The sequence below is a fragment of the Nocardioides agri genome (genome assembly GCF_013778305.1).
Classification (GTDB): Bacteria; Actinomycetota; Actinomycetes; order Propionibacteriales; family Nocardioidaceae; genus Nocardioides; species Nocardioides agri.
The window spans coordinates 181,214-197,541 of record NZ_JACEIC010000004.1 but is presented as its reverse complement, the minus strand read 5'-3'; the positions used below and the strand labels follow the sequence as shown (position 1 = coordinate 197,541).

Here is a 16,328-nt window from a genome sequence, read left to right as displayed (position 1 = left end):
GTGCCGCTAGGGTGGCACCCACCCCGACGCGCATTTGGGGGGCCGTAGGCGGAGGGAGGATGGATGCCGGCGTGGCAGTGGCTGCTCGACGCCGCTGGTGTGCTGCTCGTCCTCGTCCTGCTCTTCGGTGCCGGCCTCATCGTCCGCCGGCGGCTGCTCTCCCGCCACGGCGGCACCTTCGAGCTCAGCTTCCGCGTCCGTCATGTGCATGCCGGGCGCGGCTGGCTGCTGGGGCTCGGTCGCTACTCCGGGGAGACCCTGGAGTGGTTCCGCTACTTCTCGCTGTGGCCCGGCCCCAAGCAGGTGCTCGAGCGCGCGACCCTCACCTACGTCGACACCCGGAGCCCCGAGGGGCCCGAGGAGCTCTCGCTCTACCCCGACCACGTGGTCGTCCGGTGCGCCACGCCCGACGGCCCGGTCGAGCTCGCGATGTCGGCCTCGTCCCTCGTGGGCTTCCAGTCCTGGCTCGAGGCCGGGCCACCCGGCACCGACTGGACCCGCCCGGCCCGCTAGAAATGCCGAGTCGGCCTTACGCGGTGGGCCGACCGTCCTCGAAGAGGCGCGGGATGCGGTGGTTGGCCGCGAACACCCCGTGCGGGTCGACCGCGCTGCGGATGCCGGTGAGCTGCCTCCAGGTGTCGGCGGAGTAGATCGACCGGGTGTCGACCGGGTTCTCGGCGAAGTTGGAGTACTGCCGGCCGTTGTCGAACGGCGCCAGCGCCTGGCTGAGCCGGACCGCGTCGGCGTGTGCCTGGGCGCCCATCTCCGGGCCGAGGGCCAGGCCGCCGCCGAAGGTCAGGAACTGCGCGTCGAGCCGGTTGAGCACGCCGCCGCCCTCGTGGGCCCGGCCGAGCGCCCCACCGAGCTGGCGGAGCTCGGCCATCATCAGGGACGTGGTCGCGTCCGGGCCGGCCTCGGCGATGAACGCGTCGACCGCGGCGTCCGGGAACGAGCCGAGCATGATCGAGTCCGAGGCGAACGGCGCGCCGCCCTCCGGGTCCATGTGCAGCCGCACCAGGGACTTGGCGGGGACCCGCTCGAACGTGTCCATCGTCGGCCGCAGCGCGCGGAGGCCGGCGAGCAGCTCCTCGCCGCGCTCGTCGGAGCCGAGGACGGCCCCGTCGATGACGACCAGCTGCCGGCCGCTCAGGAAGTCGGGCAGGTCCGGCATCTCCGGCAGCCGCATCGCCCGGAACGAGGTGGTCACCTCGTCCGGCGCCTGCGGCGCCCACGTGGCCCACTCGCGCAGCACCGGCTCGATGTCGGCGAGGTCCCACATCAGGAAGCCTGCGTACGCCGTCTGGATGTCGTACATCTTGAACTCGAGCGCGGTGACGACACCGAAGTTGCCGCCGCCGCCGCGCAGCGCCCAGAAGAGCTCGGCGTTGGTGGTGGCGTCGGCCCGCACGAGGCTGCCGTCGGCGACGACGACCTCGACCGCGGTGAGGCTGTTGGCGGCGAGGCCGAGCTTGCGGGCGTACCAGCCGATCCCGCCGCCGAGCGAGTAGCCGGCGATGCCGACGTCGGGGGAGGAGCCGTGCAGCACGGCCTGGCCGTGGGCCGCGGCGGCGTCGACGGCGGGCTCCCAGATCGCGCCGCCCTCGACCCGGACGATGCCACGGGTCGGGTCGGCGATCGCGGTGCCCATCTCGGACATGCGGACCACGACGACGTCGTCGAGGCCCTGGGCCGCCAGCGGCCCGGCGTTGTGACCGGTGCTCTGCGGGGCGACCCGGAGGCCGGCCTCGGTCGCGACCCGGACGACCGCGCCGACCTCGGCGGCGGTGCGGGGGAGGGCAACAGCGGCGGGCCGCTGGTCGACCGCGAAGTTCCAGGGCGTCCGGGCCGCGTCGTAGCCGGGGTCGCCGGGGAGGTGGACGCGGCCGCCGAGCAGGCCGCGCAGGGCGTCGGCCGCGGGGAGATCGGTGCCGGAGACGCTGGTGGCGTCGAGCTCGATGGTCATGGGGGTGACTCCTTCGTCGGTGATCGGTGGTCAGACGATGGACCCCGGGACTTGGAGATGGCTTCGGGTCGACTGGGAGCGCGCTCCCAGTCGCTACGCTGCCGGTCGTGGAGGTGTCGGTCCTCGGCCCGGTCGCGGTCGCGCTGGACGGCGCGCCGGTCGACCTCGGCACCCCCAAGCAGCGCTCGCTCGTGGCGGCGCTCGCGCTCTCGCGCGGGCGCGCCGTCTCGGTCGACGCGATCGTCGACCTGCTCTGGGGGGACGCACCGCCCGGCGCGGTCGGGGCCACGCTCCAGGGCTACGTCTCGCAGCTGCGCCGGGTGCTCGAGCCCGACCGCCCGCGCCGCGCGCCGGCGACCGTGCTGGTGACCGTGGCGCCGGGCTACGCGCTGCGGACCGCCGCCGACTCCCTGGACGTGGCGCGCTTCGAGCGCGCCGTCGAGGACGCGCACCGGCTGCTCGCGGGCGGCGACGCGACGGCCGCGCAGCTCGAGGAGACGGCGGGCTCCCTCGACGAGGCGCTGGCGCTGTGGCGCGGGACGCCGTACGCCGAGCTCGGCGACGCCGACGCCGCGGTGGCCGAGCGGGCCCGGCTGGAGGAGCTGCGGCTGGTCGCCCAGGAGGACCGGGCCGCGGTCGGGCTGGCGCTGGGCCAGCACGCGACCGTGGTGGCCGAGCTCGAGGCGCTCACCGCCGCGCACCCGCTGCGGGAGCGGCTCTGGGGACTGCGCGCGCTGGCGCTGGTCCGGACCGGGCGGCAGGCCGACGCGCTGGACGTGCTGCGCCAGGTGCGCGAGGTGCTCGCCGACGAGCTCGGCCTGGAGCCGACGGCCGAGCTGCGCGAGCTCCAGACCGCGGTGCTGCGCCAGGACCCGGGCCTGGACTGGGTCCCACCCGAGCGGGCGGCCGTCGCGGCTCCGACACCCGCCCCTGCCCCCGCCGCGCCCGAGCCCGAGGAGCAGGTCGCGCCCTGGCCGATGGCGGGCCGCGACGCCGACCTGGCCGCGCTGACCGGGCTGCTCGACCGGGCGGCGACCGGCGTCCCGGCGTACGCCGTGCTCACCGGCGAGCCCGGCATCGGGAAGTCGCGGCTGGCCGCGGAGCTCGTGGTGCGCGCCCGCCGCGGTGGGACGCGGGTGCTGGTCGGGCGGTGCTCGCAGGACGACGGTGCCCCGCCGCTCTGGCCGTGGAAGAGCGTGCTCGACGGCCTCGGCGCGGACCTGCTCGACGACGGGCCCTCGGACGAGGGCGAGGGCGGCCAGTTCCGCGCCTGGGAGCGGATCGCCCGCACGGTGCGCGCGGCGGCGGTGGAGCAGCCGACGCTCGTGGTGCTCGACGACCTCCACTGGGCCGACAGCTCGACGCTGCGCGTGCTGCGCCTGCTCGTCGAGACCACCGACCAGGCGCCGCTGATGGTGCTCGTCACCTGGCGGGCCCACCCCGAGCCGGCCGGCGAGCTGGCGGCGGCCGCCGAGGCGCTGGCCCGGATGCATGCGCTGCGCCTCCACCTCGAGGGCCTTCCGGCGGGGGACGTGGCCGCCGTCTTCGAGGGCGTGACGTCGCGTGGACTCGACGCGCCCGAGGCGGAGGCGCTCCGCGCGCGCACCGACGGCAACCCGTTCTTCCTCGTCGAGCTCGCGCGCCTGGCCGGAGCCCGGACCACCCCGGGCGACGAGCTGCCCACCGCGGTGAGCGACGTGCTCAACCGACGCCTCCTCCGGCTCCCCGAGGGCACGGTGACGGCGCTGCGCGCCGCCGCGGTGATCGGCCGGCAGTTCGACACGCCCACGCTCGCGACCGTCACCGGCATCGTCGAGGACGACCTGGTCGACGTCGTCGAGCCCGCCCAGGCCGCCGGTCTCGTGCGCGAGGACGGCATCGACCACTACCGCTTCGCCCACGCGCTGGTGCGCGACACCCTGCGCTCGGGCATGAGCGCCAGCCGCCGGGCCCGGGCCCACGCGCGGGTCGCCGAGGCGCTCACCGGCCAGCCCGGGCGCGAGACCGAGGTGGCCCGGCACTGGCGCGAGGCCGGCCCGTCGTACGGCGACCGCGCGTGGCGCTCCGCGGTGGAGGCGGCGACGCTGGCTCGGCGCTTCTACGCGTACGACGAGGCCGCCGAGCTGCTCGAGGGTGCGCTGGTGTCGCTGGAGACCGACGCCCAGGCGACCCTGCGGGACCGGTACGACGTGCTGATGGCGCTCATGGAGGCCTACCGGTGGGCCGCCCAGCTGCCCGACCTGGTCGCGACCGTCGAGCAGGCGATCGAGATCGGCAAGCGGCTCGACGACCCCGAGGCGGTGGCCCGGGCGGCGATGTCGACCACCGAGGGCGTGCTCTGGCGGTCCGGCGCCCCGGGCTCTATCAACGAGGAGGTCGTCGATGCGCTCCGCAGCGGCCTGGACCGGCTGCCGCCCGAGGACAGCGAGCTGCGCTGCCGCACGATGCTCGCCCTGGCCAACGAGCTCTACGACACCGTCGGCTGGGCGGAGCGCCGCGCCCTGACCGACGAGGGCCTCGCGATGGCGCGCCGGCTCGACGACCCGCGGCTGCTCATGCACGCCTGCCAGGCGGTGTTCGTCTCGCTCTGGCACGTCCGGACCGCCGCCGAGCGGCTGGTGCTCGCGCGCGAGGCGCTCGACCTGGCCCACCGGACCCGCAGCGACCGGGCGGTCGTCGTCTGCTCGACCCTGCTGGCGGCGGCGCTCAGCGAGCTCGGCCGCACCGACGAGATGTGGCCCGCCGTCGACGCCGCCCGCGCCGCGGCGCAGGAGCAGCGCATCCTCTTCGGCGAGCTGGTGCTCGGCGGGCTCGAGATCCCCTGGCGCGCGATGGCCGGACGGTTCGACGAGTGCGAGCGGCTGCTCGAGCACCTGCAGCACCTCGGCCGCCAGATGTCGCACAGCAACGTCGACGAGACGCTCGCCGCAGCGCTGCTCGCCGTGCGGCTGTGGCAGGGGCGGCCCGGCGAGATGGTGCCGGTGCTCGAGGCCTTCGACGAGTCGGCGTACCCCTTCGCGGCGAGCATCGCGGTCTACCTCTGGCGCGCCGGCGAGCCCGGCAGGGCGCGCGCGGTGTACGCCGAGCGCGGCGCGCCCCTCGACCACGACAACGACATCTCGCTGCTGGCCTGGGCGCACGCGGCGGAGCTGGCGCTCTACCTCGGCGAGCCCGCGCTGGCCGCCGACGCCTACGCCCGGCTCGCGCCGTTCGCCGGGCTGAGCACCTGCGCCGGCTCCACGCTCGCGCTCGGCCCGGTCGACAGCTACCTCGCGCTGGCGGCGGCCGCGACGGGGGAGCGCGACCTGGCGGCCCGGCACGCCGACGACGCGCTCGCGCTGGCCGGCGCCTGGGACGTGCCGCTGGTCGCGGAGTGGCTCCGGACCCTGCGCGCCGAGCACGGGTTCTGACGCTGACCCGTCCCAGGTTCTGGACCGGTCAAGATGGGCATTTGGCGCAGCCCGGGCGGATCGGGAACCCTAGGGCCGTGACGTCCCTGCTCCACACCCGCAACGCGGTCGCCGCGAGCTTCGCCCTCAACGGCTTCTGCTTCGCGACGATGGTCTCCCGACTGCCCGACATCCGCAGCGGGCTCGGCCTCGACAACGCCGCGCTCGGGCTCCTGCTGCTCGCGATCTCCATCGGCTCGGTGATCGCCCTGCCGCTCAGCGGCCGGCTCATCGACCGCTTCAGCGCCGCGACCGTGACCCGCTTCGGCGCGGTCCTCGTCGCGGTCGGCCTGACGGTCGGCATGCTCGGGGTCGTCACGGACCTGATCGCGCTCGCCGCCGTCGGCCTCTTCGTCGACGGCATCGGCATCGCGACCTGGGACGTCTCGATGAACGTCGAGGCCGCCGAGGTGGAGCGCCAGCTCGGTCGCACGATCATGCCGCGGTTCCACGCGGGCTGGAGCTTCGGTGCGTTCGCCGGCGCCGGCGTCGGCATCCCGATGGCCGCGATCCACGCACCCCTGATGCTGCACGTGCCGGTCTTCGCCGCCCTGGCCGCGGTGGCGGCCTGGCGCGCCGCGGCGACCTACCTCCCGGCGCAGGAGGAGCACCCCGACAAGCCACCGGCCGGGTCCTGGTCGCCCTGGCGCGAGCCGCGGACCCTGGCCATCGGCGTCATGGTGATGGCGTTCGCGCTCTCCGAGGGCGCCGCCAACGACTGGCTCTCGCTCGCGCTGATCGACGGGTACGACGTCCGCCACTGGGTCGGCGTCGCCGGCTTCACGGTCTTCGTGTCCTCGATGGTGGCCGGGCGGCTCTACGGGCCGGTCGTCCTCGACCGCTACGGCCGCTCGCCGGTCCTGTGGGGCAGCGCCGCCGCGGCGTTCGTGGGCATCCTGCTGATCGTCTTCGGCGGCAACGTCGTGCTCGTCGGCGTCGGCATCGTCACCTGGGGTCTCGGCGCCTCGCTCGGCTTCCCGGTCGGCATGAGCGCCGCCGCGGACGACCCGCTGCGCGCCGCCCGCCGGGTCAGCACGGTCTCGACGATCGGCTACACGGCGTTCCTGGCCGGTCCGCCGCTGCTCGGCCTGCTGGCCGACCACATCGGCACGCTGGAGACGCTGCTGGTCATCGCGGGGCTGATGGTGCCGGCCGCGATCACGGTCTTCGCCGCCCGGGAGCGGGAGCAGATCCCGGCCGCGACCCCCTAGCGCTCGCCCCCGGGCACCCACAGGACGTCGCCGCGCTCGCGGTTGGCGTGCCGGGCCAGGATGAACACCAGGTCGGAGAGCCGGTTGAGGTAGGTGATCGCCAGCGGGTTCATGGTCTCGGCGTGCACCTCGTAGGCGGCCCACGCGGAGCGCTCGGCCCGCCGGACGACGGTGCGCGCCACGTGCAGCAGCGCGGCCCCCGGCGTACCGCCGTTGAGGATGAAGGAGCGCAGGTTGGGAAGCGCCTCGTTGTAGGTGTCGCACCAGCCCTCGAGGCGGTCGACGTAGTCCTGCTCGACCCGCAGCGGCGGGTACTCCGGGTCGGGCACGACCGGCGTGCAGAAGTCCGCGCCGACGTCGAACAGGTCGTTCTGCACCCGGGTCAGCACCGCGACGACGTCGTCCTCGAGCGAGCCCTGGGCGAGCGCCACGCCGATGTGCGCGTTGGCCTCGTCGACGTCGGCGTACGCCGCGAGCCGCAGGTCGGTCTTGGTGGTCACGCTCATGTCGCCCAGGCGGGTCTCCCCGGCATCGCCCGTGCGCGTGTAGATCCGGGTCAGGTTCACCATGGCGCGAGCCTAGACCCGTGCCGGTGCCCCAGAAGGCCGGGGTACGGGCAGATCGGGACACGACACGACGGAATATCTCGAGCTCCGAGGCAACCAATCCGGCGTCGCCGGCGTCATAGTGAGTGACAGGTGAGGCGCCGGACGCGCACAGAGACGGGGCACAGCGTGGAGATGATCACCGACGGACCGACGATCCTTCTCAGTGGTGACTTCGACGTGCGCAGCACGATGGAGGTCCGCACCGCGATCTACGAGCGCCTCGAGGGCCACGACGAGGACGTCGTGGTCGACCTCACCGAGGTCACCTCGATCGACCTGACCGCGCTGAAGGTGCTCGCCGCCGCGACCCGGCAGGCCGCCCGCTCGGGCCACCACCTCACGCTGCGCGGCTGCGGCCCCGCCGTACGCCGGCTGCTGCACCTCTCGCACCTGATCCGCGTCGTCGAGGTCGAGCGGGCGAGCGCCAGCGCCTGAGCGGCGTGTCGGATACCCCACACGGCAGACCGGTTACCAATCGGTAGGCGTCGGCCTACCCTCCGTCGTATGACCGTCGAGAAGGCCAGCCACGCCAAGGACAAGCCCTGGGTGATGCGCACGTACGCCGGCCACTCCACCGCCGCCGCGTCGAACGCGCTCTACCGCACCAACCTCGCCAAGGGCCAGACCGGCCTGTCGGTGGCCTTCGACCTGCCGACGCAGACCGGCTACGACCCCGCCTCTCCGCTCGCGCGCGGCGAGGTCGGCAAGGTCGGTGTCCCGGTCCCGCACCTCGGCGAGATGCGGCGGCTCTTCGAGGACATCCCGCTCACCGCGATGAACACGTCGATGACGATCAACGCCACGGCGATGTGGCTGCTGGCGATGTACCAGGTGGTCGCCGAGGAGCAGAACCCCGACCTCACGCCCGAGCAGGTCGCCGCCGAGCTCGCCGGCACCACCCAGAACGACATCATCAAGGAGTACCTCTCCCGCGGGACCTACGCGTTCCCGCCCGAGCACTCCATGCGGCTGATCGCCGACGTCATCTCCTACACGGTCCACCAGATCCCGAAGTGGAACCCGATCAACATCTGCAGCTACCACCTGCAGGAGGCCGGCGCGACGCCGACGCAGGAGCTCGCGTTCGCGCTGAGCACCGCGATCGCGGTGCTCGACGCGGTCAAGGACGCCGGCCAGGTCTCGGCGGACGACTTCGAGAAGGTGGTCGGCCGCATCTCCTTCTTCGTCAACGCCGGCGTGCGCTTCGTCGAGGAGACCTGCAAGATGCGGGCCTTCGTGCAGCTGTGGGACGAGATCACCCGCGACCGCTACGGCGTGCAGGACCCGAAGATGCGCCGCTTCCGCTACGGCGTGCAGGTCAACTCCCTCGGCCTCACCGAGGCGCAGCCGGAGAACAACGTGCAGCGCATCGTGCTCGAGATGCTCGGCGTGACGCTGTCCAAGAACGCCCGCGCCCGCGCGCTGCAGCTGCCCGCGTGGAACGAGGCGCTCGGCCTGCCGCGGCCCTGGGACCAGCAGTGGTCGCTGCGGCTCCAGCAGGTGCTGGCCTTCGAGTCCGACCTGCTCGAGTACGACGACATCTTCGACGGCTCGCACGTCATCGAGGCGAAGGTCGCCGAGCTGGTCGAGGGCGCGAGGGCCGAGATCGACCGGGTGCAGGCGATGGGTGGCGCGATCGCCGCCGTCGAGTACATGAAGCAGGAGCTCGTGTCCTCGCACGCCGCCCGCCGGGCCCGCATCGAGTCGGGCGACGAGGTCATCGTCGGCGTCAACAGGTACGAGACCACCGAGCCCTCGCCGCTGACCGCCGACCTCGACGGCGCGATCATGGCCGCCGACCCGGAGGCCGAGCGCACCGCGATCGCCAGCGTCGAGGCGTGGAAGGCGAAGCGCGACGACGCCGCGGTCGCCGCGGCGCTCGAGGCGCTCGCCGCCGCCGCCAAGACCGACGCCAACCTGATGGAGCCCACGCTGGCCGCCGTGCGGGCCGGCGCGACCACGGGGGAGTGGGCGGCCACCCTGCGCGAGGTGTTCGGGGAGTACCGCGGACCGACCGGCGTCAGCGGCGCCGTGGGCGTGGGCGCCCAGGCCGGCGCGGCCGGCGAGGAGCTGGCCGCGGTCCGCGCTCGGGTGCAGGAGACCGGCGCCGAGCTGGCCGGCCGACCGGGAGGCCGGCTGCGGCTGCTGGTGGGCAAGCCCGGGCTCGACGGGCACAGCAACGGCGCCGAGCAGGTCGCCGTGCGCGCCCGTGACGCGGGGTTCGAGGTGATCTACCAGGGCATCCGGCTCACGCCGGAGCAGATCGTGGCCGCGGCGGTCGCCGAGGACGTGCACTGCGTCGGCCTGTCGATCCTCTCTGGCTCGCACATGGAGCTGGTGCCGGCCGTGCTCGACGGGCTGCGGGCCGCCGGCCTGGACGACGTGCCGGTCATCGTCGGCGGGATCATCCCCGACTCCGACGGCCGCCGGCTGCGCGAGCTCGGCGTCGCCGCCGTCTACACCCCCAAGGACTTCGGGCTCACCGAGATCATGGACGGCATCGTCGACGTCATCCGGGCGGCGCACCAACTTCCCTGAGACGGGCGCGCTTGCCCCTAGACTCCGCTCATGGGGCACGCAGCGCCCGGCGAGGCGCTCCTCCGACTGTTCGAGGACGCCGAGGACGCGCGCGTGCTCATGGACACCGATGGGCTCGTGGTCCTGGTCAACGCCAGCTTCGAGGAGACCTTCGGCTGGTCGCGCAGCGACGTGGTCGGCAACTCGAAGCGGCTGCTGGTCCCCGAGCACCTGCAGGACGAGTACTCCCGCCTGCGGGTGCTCCTGGTCGCCACCGACTCCCACGACGCGGTGCGCATGAACCTGCGCGCCCTCCACCAGGACGGCACCGAGATCCCGGTGCTCCTGACCGCGCGCCTCATCCATCTCGGCGAGGACCGCCTGGTCTCGCTGATCCTCCAGCCGCGGCCCGACGCCGACCCCGACACCGGGTTCCGCGAGCTCCTCGACGCGCTGCTCGACGGCAACGTCATCGTGGACGGCGACGGCCGCATCGTGATGGCCAACGACCAGGTCGAGGCGCTGTTCGGCTATCGCGAGGAGGAGCTCGTCGACCGACCCGTCGAGGTCCTGGTCCCCGAGGCGGCCCGCGCGACCCACGACAGCCTGCGCCACGGCTTCACCGGCCGGGCCCGCCGGCACGCGATGGGCCGCGGCAACCGGGTGCTCGGCCGGCGCAAGGACGGCTCGACGTTCCCGATCCAGGTGCTGCTGTCGTCGATCGGCACCGACGAGAACGTGCTGGTGTCTGCGACGATCCGCGACCTGTCCGGCGTCGAGGAGCTGATGTCGCGCAACGACGAGCTGCGCGGACAGTTCCTCGCCACGGTCTCCCACGAGCTGCGCACGCCGTTGACGACGATCATGGCCAGCTCGGAGATGCTGGTCGACGTGCTCGCGACGCTCGACGACCTGGACACCCGGGGCCAGGTGGCGGCGTACGCCGACCGCATCATGCGCGCCGCGCGGCGCGAGCTCACGCTCATCGACGACCTGCTCGCGCTGACCTCCATCGAGGCATCGGAGGCGCACGTGGGCAGCGGGCTGGCCGACCTCGGCGTCGTCGCCCGGGGCGCCGTCGCGCACCTGCGGGAGCGGGCCGAGGCCGCCGGGCTCGTGCTCGACGTGGTCGGCACCGACGAGGCCCTGCTCGTCTCCGTCCAGGAGGGCTGGCTGGCCCGCGCGGTCGGCTGCCTGGTCGACAACGCCGTGAAGTTCACGCCGCCGGGCGGGCAGGTGACCGTGCTCCTCCGCGGCGGCGCCGACGCGGAGCTGGAGGTACGCGACACCGGGCCGGGGGTGCCGGAGGGCGAGCAGGAGGAGGTCTTCGAGCGGCTCCACCGGGGCCGCAACGCGGTCGCCGCGGAGACCCCGGGTGCGGGGCTCGGGCTGACGATCGCCCGCTCGATCATCCGCGCGGCCGGCGGAGACGTCGAGGCGGTGGCAGCCGAGCACGGCGGGTGCTTCCGGCTGCGCCTGCCCCTGGCAGAGGTCGCCCGATGACGACGTCGGGACTCCACGGCGTCGTACTCGGCGAGCGCCTCGGCGCCGCCGTGCTCGAGTTGTTCGACGAGACCGACGAGGCGCGGCTGCTGATGGGCACCGACCGGCGGATCGTGCTGGTCAACAAGTCCTGCGAGCGGCTGTTCGGACGGTCGCGCGACGAGCTCGTCGGCGGGCTGGCCCGGGTGCTCGTCCCGGACCGGCTGTTCGAGGACTACGACCACGTCTACCGCCGTCTGATGGCCGGGGAGGGCGGTGGCACGGTCAGCGTGAACCTGTGGGGGGTGCGCGCCGACGGCCGGGAGTTCCCCACCCGGGTCGTGTGCCGCCTGCTGTCCGCGAGCAGGGACGACCCGCTGCTCTCGATCGTGGTCCTGGACCGGACGTCCGTCGACGACTCCGCGGCGAACGCCTTCCTCGAGACGGTGCACAGCGGCAACCTGGTCGTCGACGGCAGCGGCCGCATCGTGATGGCCAACGCGCGGGCGGAGGAGATGTTCGGGTACGCCGAGGAGCAGATGGTCGGCGAGCCGGTCGAGCTGCTGGTGCCCACGGACCAGCGGGACGCGCACGTGGACCTGCGCGGCGCGTTCGCCGCCCGCGCGAGCCGGCACGTGATGAACCAGGGCAACCGGGTCGTGGCCCGTCGCCGCGACGGCGCGGTCTTCCCCGTGCGGGTGCTGCTCACCTCGATCGGCCAGGGCGCCGACGTGCTGGTGGCGGCCTCGGTGCTCGACGTGACCGAGATCGAGGACCTGCGGGGCGAGTCGGACCGGCTCAAGAGCCAGTTCCTCGCCAACGTGTCGCACGAGCTGCGGACCCCGCTCACCTCCGTCATCGGGGGTGCCGAGATGCTGGCCGAGGAGGTCGAGGCCATCGAGGACCCGGTGCTGAAGGAGCGGCTGTCGCGCTACACCAGCATGATCGCGCGGGGGGCGCGCCGCCAGCACGCGCTCGTCGAGGACCTGCTGGCGCTCACCAGCGTGGACCGGGGAGAAGCCTCGGGCGCGGGCGACCTGGCCGACCTCATGGTCGTCGTCGAGAACGTCGTGCACGACTACGGCCCGGCCGCGCGCACCGCAGGTCTCACGCTGGTCGCCGACGCGACCGGCCTGCCGATCCTGGTGCGCGCGGACGAGCGGTGGCTCAACCGCGCGGTCGACTGCCTGGTCGCCAACGCGGTGAAGTTCACCCCCGCCGGCGGCACCGTCGAGGTCTCGGCCGGATGGGCGTCCGGGGGCGCCTGGCTCGAGGTCGCCGACACCGGCCCGGGCATCCCGCAGGAGGAGCGGGAGCGGATCTTCGGCCGGCTCTCCCGCGGGGCTGCGGCGATCGCCGGCGAGGTGCCCGGGGCCGGGCTGGGTCTGCCGATCGCGCGGTCGGTCGTGGAGTCCTGCGGCGGCCAGCTGGTCGTCGTACCCCCGGAGCCCGGCGAGGTGGGGGCCCGGCTGCGGATGACGCTGCCCGGTCTCGACCTCTGATGAGGTTAGGCTCTCCTAAGACTGCGTGTTAGCCTTCCGCGCGTGCCGAAGAACAAGTCGCAGGTGCGCAAGCTGCCGAAGCTCGAGTGCTGCGAGTCCAAGTCCAAGTGCAACCGCTGCCCGCTGCGGATGCTGAAGGACGGCACGCTGCCCTCGGGGTATACGGTCAAGAAGCGCAAGCTCGTGCGAGTCGACGGCAAGAAGGTCTCCAAGAAGAAGCTCGCCAAGGCTGCCTGACCCCCTCATCGCCCCACCAGGAGATCCCGTGGCCGCAACCCGCTTCGTCGAGCAGCTCAACACCCAGATCGGCAACGAGCTCGCCGCGCACAACCAGTACCTCGCCTGCGCGATCCACTACGACGCGCTGACGATGCCGCAGATGGCCGCGTTCTTCTACGCCCAGGCGCTCGAGGAGCGCGCGCACGCGATGATGATGGTGCAGTACCTCCTCGACACCGATGCCGAGGTCGAGATCCCGGCCGTCGCCGCGCCGGTCAACGAGTTCGCGGACGTGGTGGCACCGGTCGCGCTCGCGCTGGACCAGGAGCGCCGGGTCACCGAGCAGATCAACGGCCTGCTGAAGATCGCCCGCGAGGAGAACGACTTCGCCTCCGAGCAGTTCATGCAGTGGTTCATCAAGGAGCAGGTCGAGGAGGTCGCGACGATGAGCGACCTGCTGACCGTCGTCAACCGCAACATCGACGACGTCGAGGACATCGAGGAGTACGTCGCCCGCGAGCAGGGCGCCGAGGCCGCGGACCCGACCGCCCCGCGCGAGGCCGGCGCCTGACCCGTCCTGCTGACAGCGCCGTCGGCTGACCGCCAGACTGCGGACATGTCCCGGGTGATCGTGGTCGGCGCCGGCGTGGTCGGCCTGACCTGCGCGGTCCGCCTGCTCGAGGCCGGCCTGCGCGTCGACGTCGTCGCGCGCGACCTGCCGGCCGAGACCACCTCGGCCGTCGCGGCGGGGCTCTGGTACCCCTACCGCGGGCTACCGCAGGATCGGGTGACCGAGTGGGCGCGCGCGTCGTACGCCGCCTTCGCCGCGCTCGCGGCGTCGCCGGACCTCGGGGGCGAGCCGGAGTCCGGCGTCCGCATGGTGCCGGGCACCGAGGTCCACGCGGACGGTGCGGCCGACCCCTGGTGGCGGGCCGGCGTGCCGGGTCTGGAGGCCGCCGAGACCGTCCCGCCAGGCTGGGCCGGTGGCTGGTCCTTCCGGGCTCCGGTCGCGGACATGACGACCTACCTGCCCTGGCTCGCGGGTCGGGTCGACGCGCTCGGCGGCACGGTCACGCGCCTCAGCCTGGCGGCGCTGCCGAGCGCGACGCTGGTGGTCAACTGCGCCGGCCTGGGCGCGCGCCGCCTCGGCGCGGACCGGACGGTGGTGCCGGTGCGCGGGCAGGTCGTGGTGCTGGAGCAGTTCGGGCTGGACCGCTGGTGGCTGGACGCCAGCGGCCCGACGTACGTCGTGCCGCGCGAGCGGGACGTCGTGGTGGGCGGCACCGAGGTCGAGGGGGAGTGGAGCCGGATGCCGTCGCCGGCGGCCGCCGCGGAGATCCTCGAGCGGGCGGCGAGCCTGGTGCCCGGGATCGGCAGCGCGCGGGTGCTGCGGCACCGCGTGGGTCTGCGGCCGGTGCGCCCGTCCGTGCGGCTGGAGCGGGTCGGCGACGTCGTGCACTGCTACGGCCACGGCGGCGCCGGTGTCACGCTGAGCTGGGGTGTCGCGGAGGAGGTCGTGGGCCTGGTCGGCGGCTAGGGCCCCGCCGGGCCGGCACCCCGCGCTACAGGCGGGTGACGGCGACGACCGCCCGGGGCGCGATGGCGCCGTAGACGTGGGGGTAGGTCTCGGCCACGTCGGGCGCCGGCGGCTCCTCCACGACGGGGGCGCCGAGGAGGTCGGTGTCGATCTCCAGCAGCACGAGCGGCTCGGCGACGTCGGCGTAGAACGCCGACCGCACGCCCTCCCACTGGTCCGCGCGGCTGGCGTGGATGAAGCCCTCCTCCTCCAGCGTCACCCCGCGCGTGGACGTCGTGTAGGCGCCGGACGCCTGGGCGGCCTCCCAGTCGGCGAGTGTCGCGATGTGGAAGATGCGCATGGGCCCATCGTGGCAGGCGGCCGACCCGGCCGGTCAGCGCCTGCGCCACACCGAGACGTGCTTGGCGCTGGCGTCCGTGAACGGGCTGCGGTCCCAGTCGGCCCAGCGCGACTCGAGCTCCATCCCGGCGATCCGGGCCATCAGGTCGAGCTCGGTGGGCCAGACCTTGCGGAAGGGGATCGACCGGCGGCGGTAGATCTCGCCGTCGGTCGAGGAGTAGTGGTGCGACCAGGAGAGCTGGGTCGCCGCGTCGTGCTCGTCGACGCCCACGTGCCCGTCGGTGTGGTCGAAGACGACGAAGCGCTCGCCGACGTGGGGCACGCCGACCTCGATGAGGAAGCGGCCCCCGCGCTCGAGGTGGGCGGCGGCGTTCTCGAAGACCGCGACCTGGTCGTCCTGGCTCGTGACGTTGCCGATCGTGTTGAAGACGAGGAAGACCAGGCCGAACCTGCCCTCGACCCGCGTCGACGTCATGTCGCCGACCGCCACCTCGATCCGCTCCGCGCCGGGCTTGGCGCGCAGCTGGTCGACCATCGCCTGCGACAGCTCGATGCCCTGCACGGGCACGCCGCGCTCGCTCAGCGGCAGCGCCACCCGGCCGGTCCCGATCGCCAGCTCGAGCGCGGCCTGCCCGTCGGCGAGCTCGGCGAGGAGGTCGACCGTCGGGCCGAGCACCTCCGGCGAGAACATCTCGTCGTCAGGGTCGTCGTAGTGCTCCGCGACGCCGACGTCGAAGAAGTTCTCCCGCATGCCGCCATCGTGGTGCCGGGTGGGGCCGCGCGCGACCGAGTTTCGCTCAGAACAGCCGGTGCGAGGGGTCGTCGAGGCCGCGCAGGGCGTCGTAGTCGACGACGGCGCAGGCGATGCCGCGGTCCGTGGCGAGGACGCGGGCCTGGGGCTTGATCTCCTGCGCGGCGAAGATGCCGCGCACCGGGGCCAGCAGCGGGTCGCGGTTGAGCAGCTCGAGGTAGCGGGTGAGCTGCTCGACGCCGTCGATCTCGCCGCGACGCTTGATCTCGACCGCCACGGAGGCGCCCTCGGCGTCGCGGCACATGAGGTCGACGGGCCCGATGGCGGTCGGGTACTCGCGGCGCACCAGCGTCAGGCCGGGGGAGAGCGTCGCCGGGTGCTCGGCGAGCAGCTCCTGGAGGTGCTTCTCGACGCCGTCCTTCTGCAGGCCGGGGTCGACGCCGAGCTCGTGGGTCGACTCGTGGTGGATCTCCTCGAACAGGATCCGCAGGGTGTCGTCGGTCTTGGGGTTCGTGACCGTCCACTCGGGGCGACCGTCCTCGGTGGTGCCCTCGCGCAGGGTGCAGGGCGGCGACATCCAGTTGAGCGGCTTGTAGGAGCCGCCGTCGGAGTGCACCAGCACCGACCCGTCGGCCTTGATCATCAGCACCCGGGTCGCCATCGGCAGGTGGGCGGTCAGCCGGCCCGCGTAGTCGACCTGGCACGTGGCAACGACGAGTCTCACGGGCGAGGAATCTACCCGGACGGCCC

At 73.7% G+C, this 16,328-nt stretch carries 15 protein-coding genes; 10 read left to right on the top strand and 5 right to left on the bottom strand.

Annotated elements, in window-relative coordinates; genetic code table 11:
• Window positions 1-63 precede the first annotated feature (63 nt).
• Window positions 64-513, top strand: a complete 450-nt coding sequence (locus HZF07_RS23000; RefSeq protein ID WP_157339861.1) for a DUF2550 domain-containing protein — start codon at window positions 64-66, stop codon at window positions 511-513.
• A gap of 16 nt (window positions 514-529) precedes the next feature.
• Here the strand turns inward: HZF07_RS23000 and HZF07_RS22995 are convergent, their stop codons facing one another.
• A complete protein-coding gene (locus tag HZF07_RS22995; protein WP_157339860.1) occupies window positions 530-1,963 on the bottom strand; it encodes an FAD-binding oxidoreductase in 1,434 nt (477 codons plus the stop codon).
• 107 nt (window positions 1,964-2,070) lie between these two features.
• Here HZF07_RS22995 and HZF07_RS22990 point away from each other — a divergent pair, with 107 nt between their 5' ends.
• Both HZF07_RS22990 and HZF07_RS22985 read left to right on the top strand, forming a co-directional pair.
• Complete coding sequence (locus HZF07_RS22990; protein WP_181645634.1) at window positions 2,071-5,373, top strand: BTAD domain-containing putative transcriptional regulator; 3,303 nt, start codon at window positions 2,071-2,073, stop codon at window positions 5,371-5,373.
• A gap of 77 nt (window positions 5,374-5,450) precedes the next feature.
• Complete coding sequence (locus HZF07_RS22985) at window positions 5,451-6,623, top strand: MFS transporter (protein ID WP_181645633.1); 1,173 nt, start codon at window positions 5,451-5,453, stop codon at window positions 6,621-6,623.
• Here the strand turns inward: HZF07_RS22985 and HZF07_RS22980 are convergent.
• Complete coding sequence (locus HZF07_RS22980) at window positions 6,620-7,192, bottom strand: cob(I)yrinic acid a,c-diamide adenosyltransferase (RefSeq protein WP_157339858.1); 573 nt, start codon at window positions 7,190-7,192, stop codon at window positions 6,620-6,622. The genes HZF07_RS22985 and HZF07_RS22980 overlap by 4 nt on opposite strands.
• 171 nt (window positions 7,193-7,363) lie before the next feature.
• Here HZF07_RS22980 and HZF07_RS22975 point away from each other — a divergent pair, with 171 nt between their 5' ends.
• The 7 genes from HZF07_RS22975 to HZF07_RS22945 all read left to right on the top strand — a co-directional run bounded on the left by HZF07_RS22975 (window position 7,364) and on the right by HZF07_RS22945 (window position 14,488).
• Window positions 7,364-7,666 (top strand): STAS domain-containing protein, encoded by a 303-nt coding sequence (locus tag HZF07_RS22975; protein ID WP_157339967.1) that lies wholly within the window; start codon window positions 7,364-7,366, stop codon window positions 7,664-7,666.
• A gap of 69 nt (window positions 7,667-7,735) precedes the next feature.
• Complete coding sequence (locus tag HZF07_RS22970; RefSeq protein WP_157339857.1) at window positions 7,736-9,769, top strand: protein meaA; 2,034 nt, start codon at window positions 7,736-7,738, stop codon at window positions 9,767-9,769.
• Between the two features lie 30 nt (window positions 9,770-9,799).
• Window positions 9,800-11,251, top strand: coding sequence for a sensor histidine kinase (locus HZF07_RS22965; RefSeq protein WP_157339856.1), 1,452 nt, complete (start codon window positions 9,800-9,802; stop codon window positions 11,249-11,251).
• Window positions 11,248-12,732 (top strand): PAS domain-containing sensor histidine kinase, encoded by a 1,485-nt coding sequence (locus HZF07_RS22960; RefSeq protein WP_157339855.1) that lies wholly within the window; start codon window positions 11,248-11,250, stop codon window positions 12,730-12,732. The genes HZF07_RS22965 and HZF07_RS22960 overlap by 4 nt, the downstream gene beginning before the upstream one ends.
• A 42-nt stretch (window positions 12,733-12,774) precedes the next feature.
• Window positions 12,775-12,969 (top strand): hypothetical protein, encoded by a 195-nt coding sequence (locus HZF07_RS22955; protein WP_181645664.1) that lies wholly within the window; start codon window positions 12,775-12,777, stop codon window positions 12,967-12,969.
• 28 nt (window positions 12,970-12,997) lie between these two features.
• Window positions 12,998-13,522 (top strand): ferritin, encoded by a 525-nt coding sequence (locus HZF07_RS22950; protein WP_181645631.1) that lies wholly within the window; start codon window positions 12,998-13,000, stop codon window positions 13,520-13,522.
• 45 nt (window positions 13,523-13,567) lie between these two features.
• On the top strand, window positions 13,568-14,488 hold the full coding sequence (locus HZF07_RS22945; protein ID WP_157339854.1) for an FAD-dependent oxidoreductase: 921 nt from the start codon (window positions 13,568-13,570) through the stop codon (window positions 14,486-14,488).
• A gap of 25 nt (window positions 14,489-14,513) precedes the next feature.
• On the opposite strand, the gene HZF07_RS22940 is transcribed toward HZF07_RS22945, so the two are convergent.
• The 3 genes from HZF07_RS22940 to nucS are packed head-to-tail and all read right to left on the bottom strand — an operon-like array spanning window position 14,514 to window position 16,302.
• Complete coding sequence (locus HZF07_RS22940; RefSeq protein WP_157339853.1) at window positions 14,514-14,828, bottom strand: DUF952 domain-containing protein; 315 nt, start codon at window positions 14,826-14,828, stop codon at window positions 14,514-14,516.
• Window positions 14,829-14,861: 33 nt separating this feature from the next.
• Window positions 14,862-15,578, bottom strand: coding sequence for a class I SAM-dependent DNA methyltransferase (locus HZF07_RS22935; RefSeq protein WP_157339852.1), 717 nt, complete (start codon window positions 15,576-15,578; stop codon window positions 14,862-14,864).
• Window positions 15,579-15,624: 46 nt separating this feature from the next.
• A complete protein-coding gene (gene nucS / locus HZF07_RS22930) occupies window positions 15,625-16,302 on the bottom strand; it encodes an endonuclease NucS (protein ID WP_181645630.1) in 678 nt (225 codons plus the stop codon).
• Window positions 16,303-16,328: the final 26 nt, after the last annotated feature.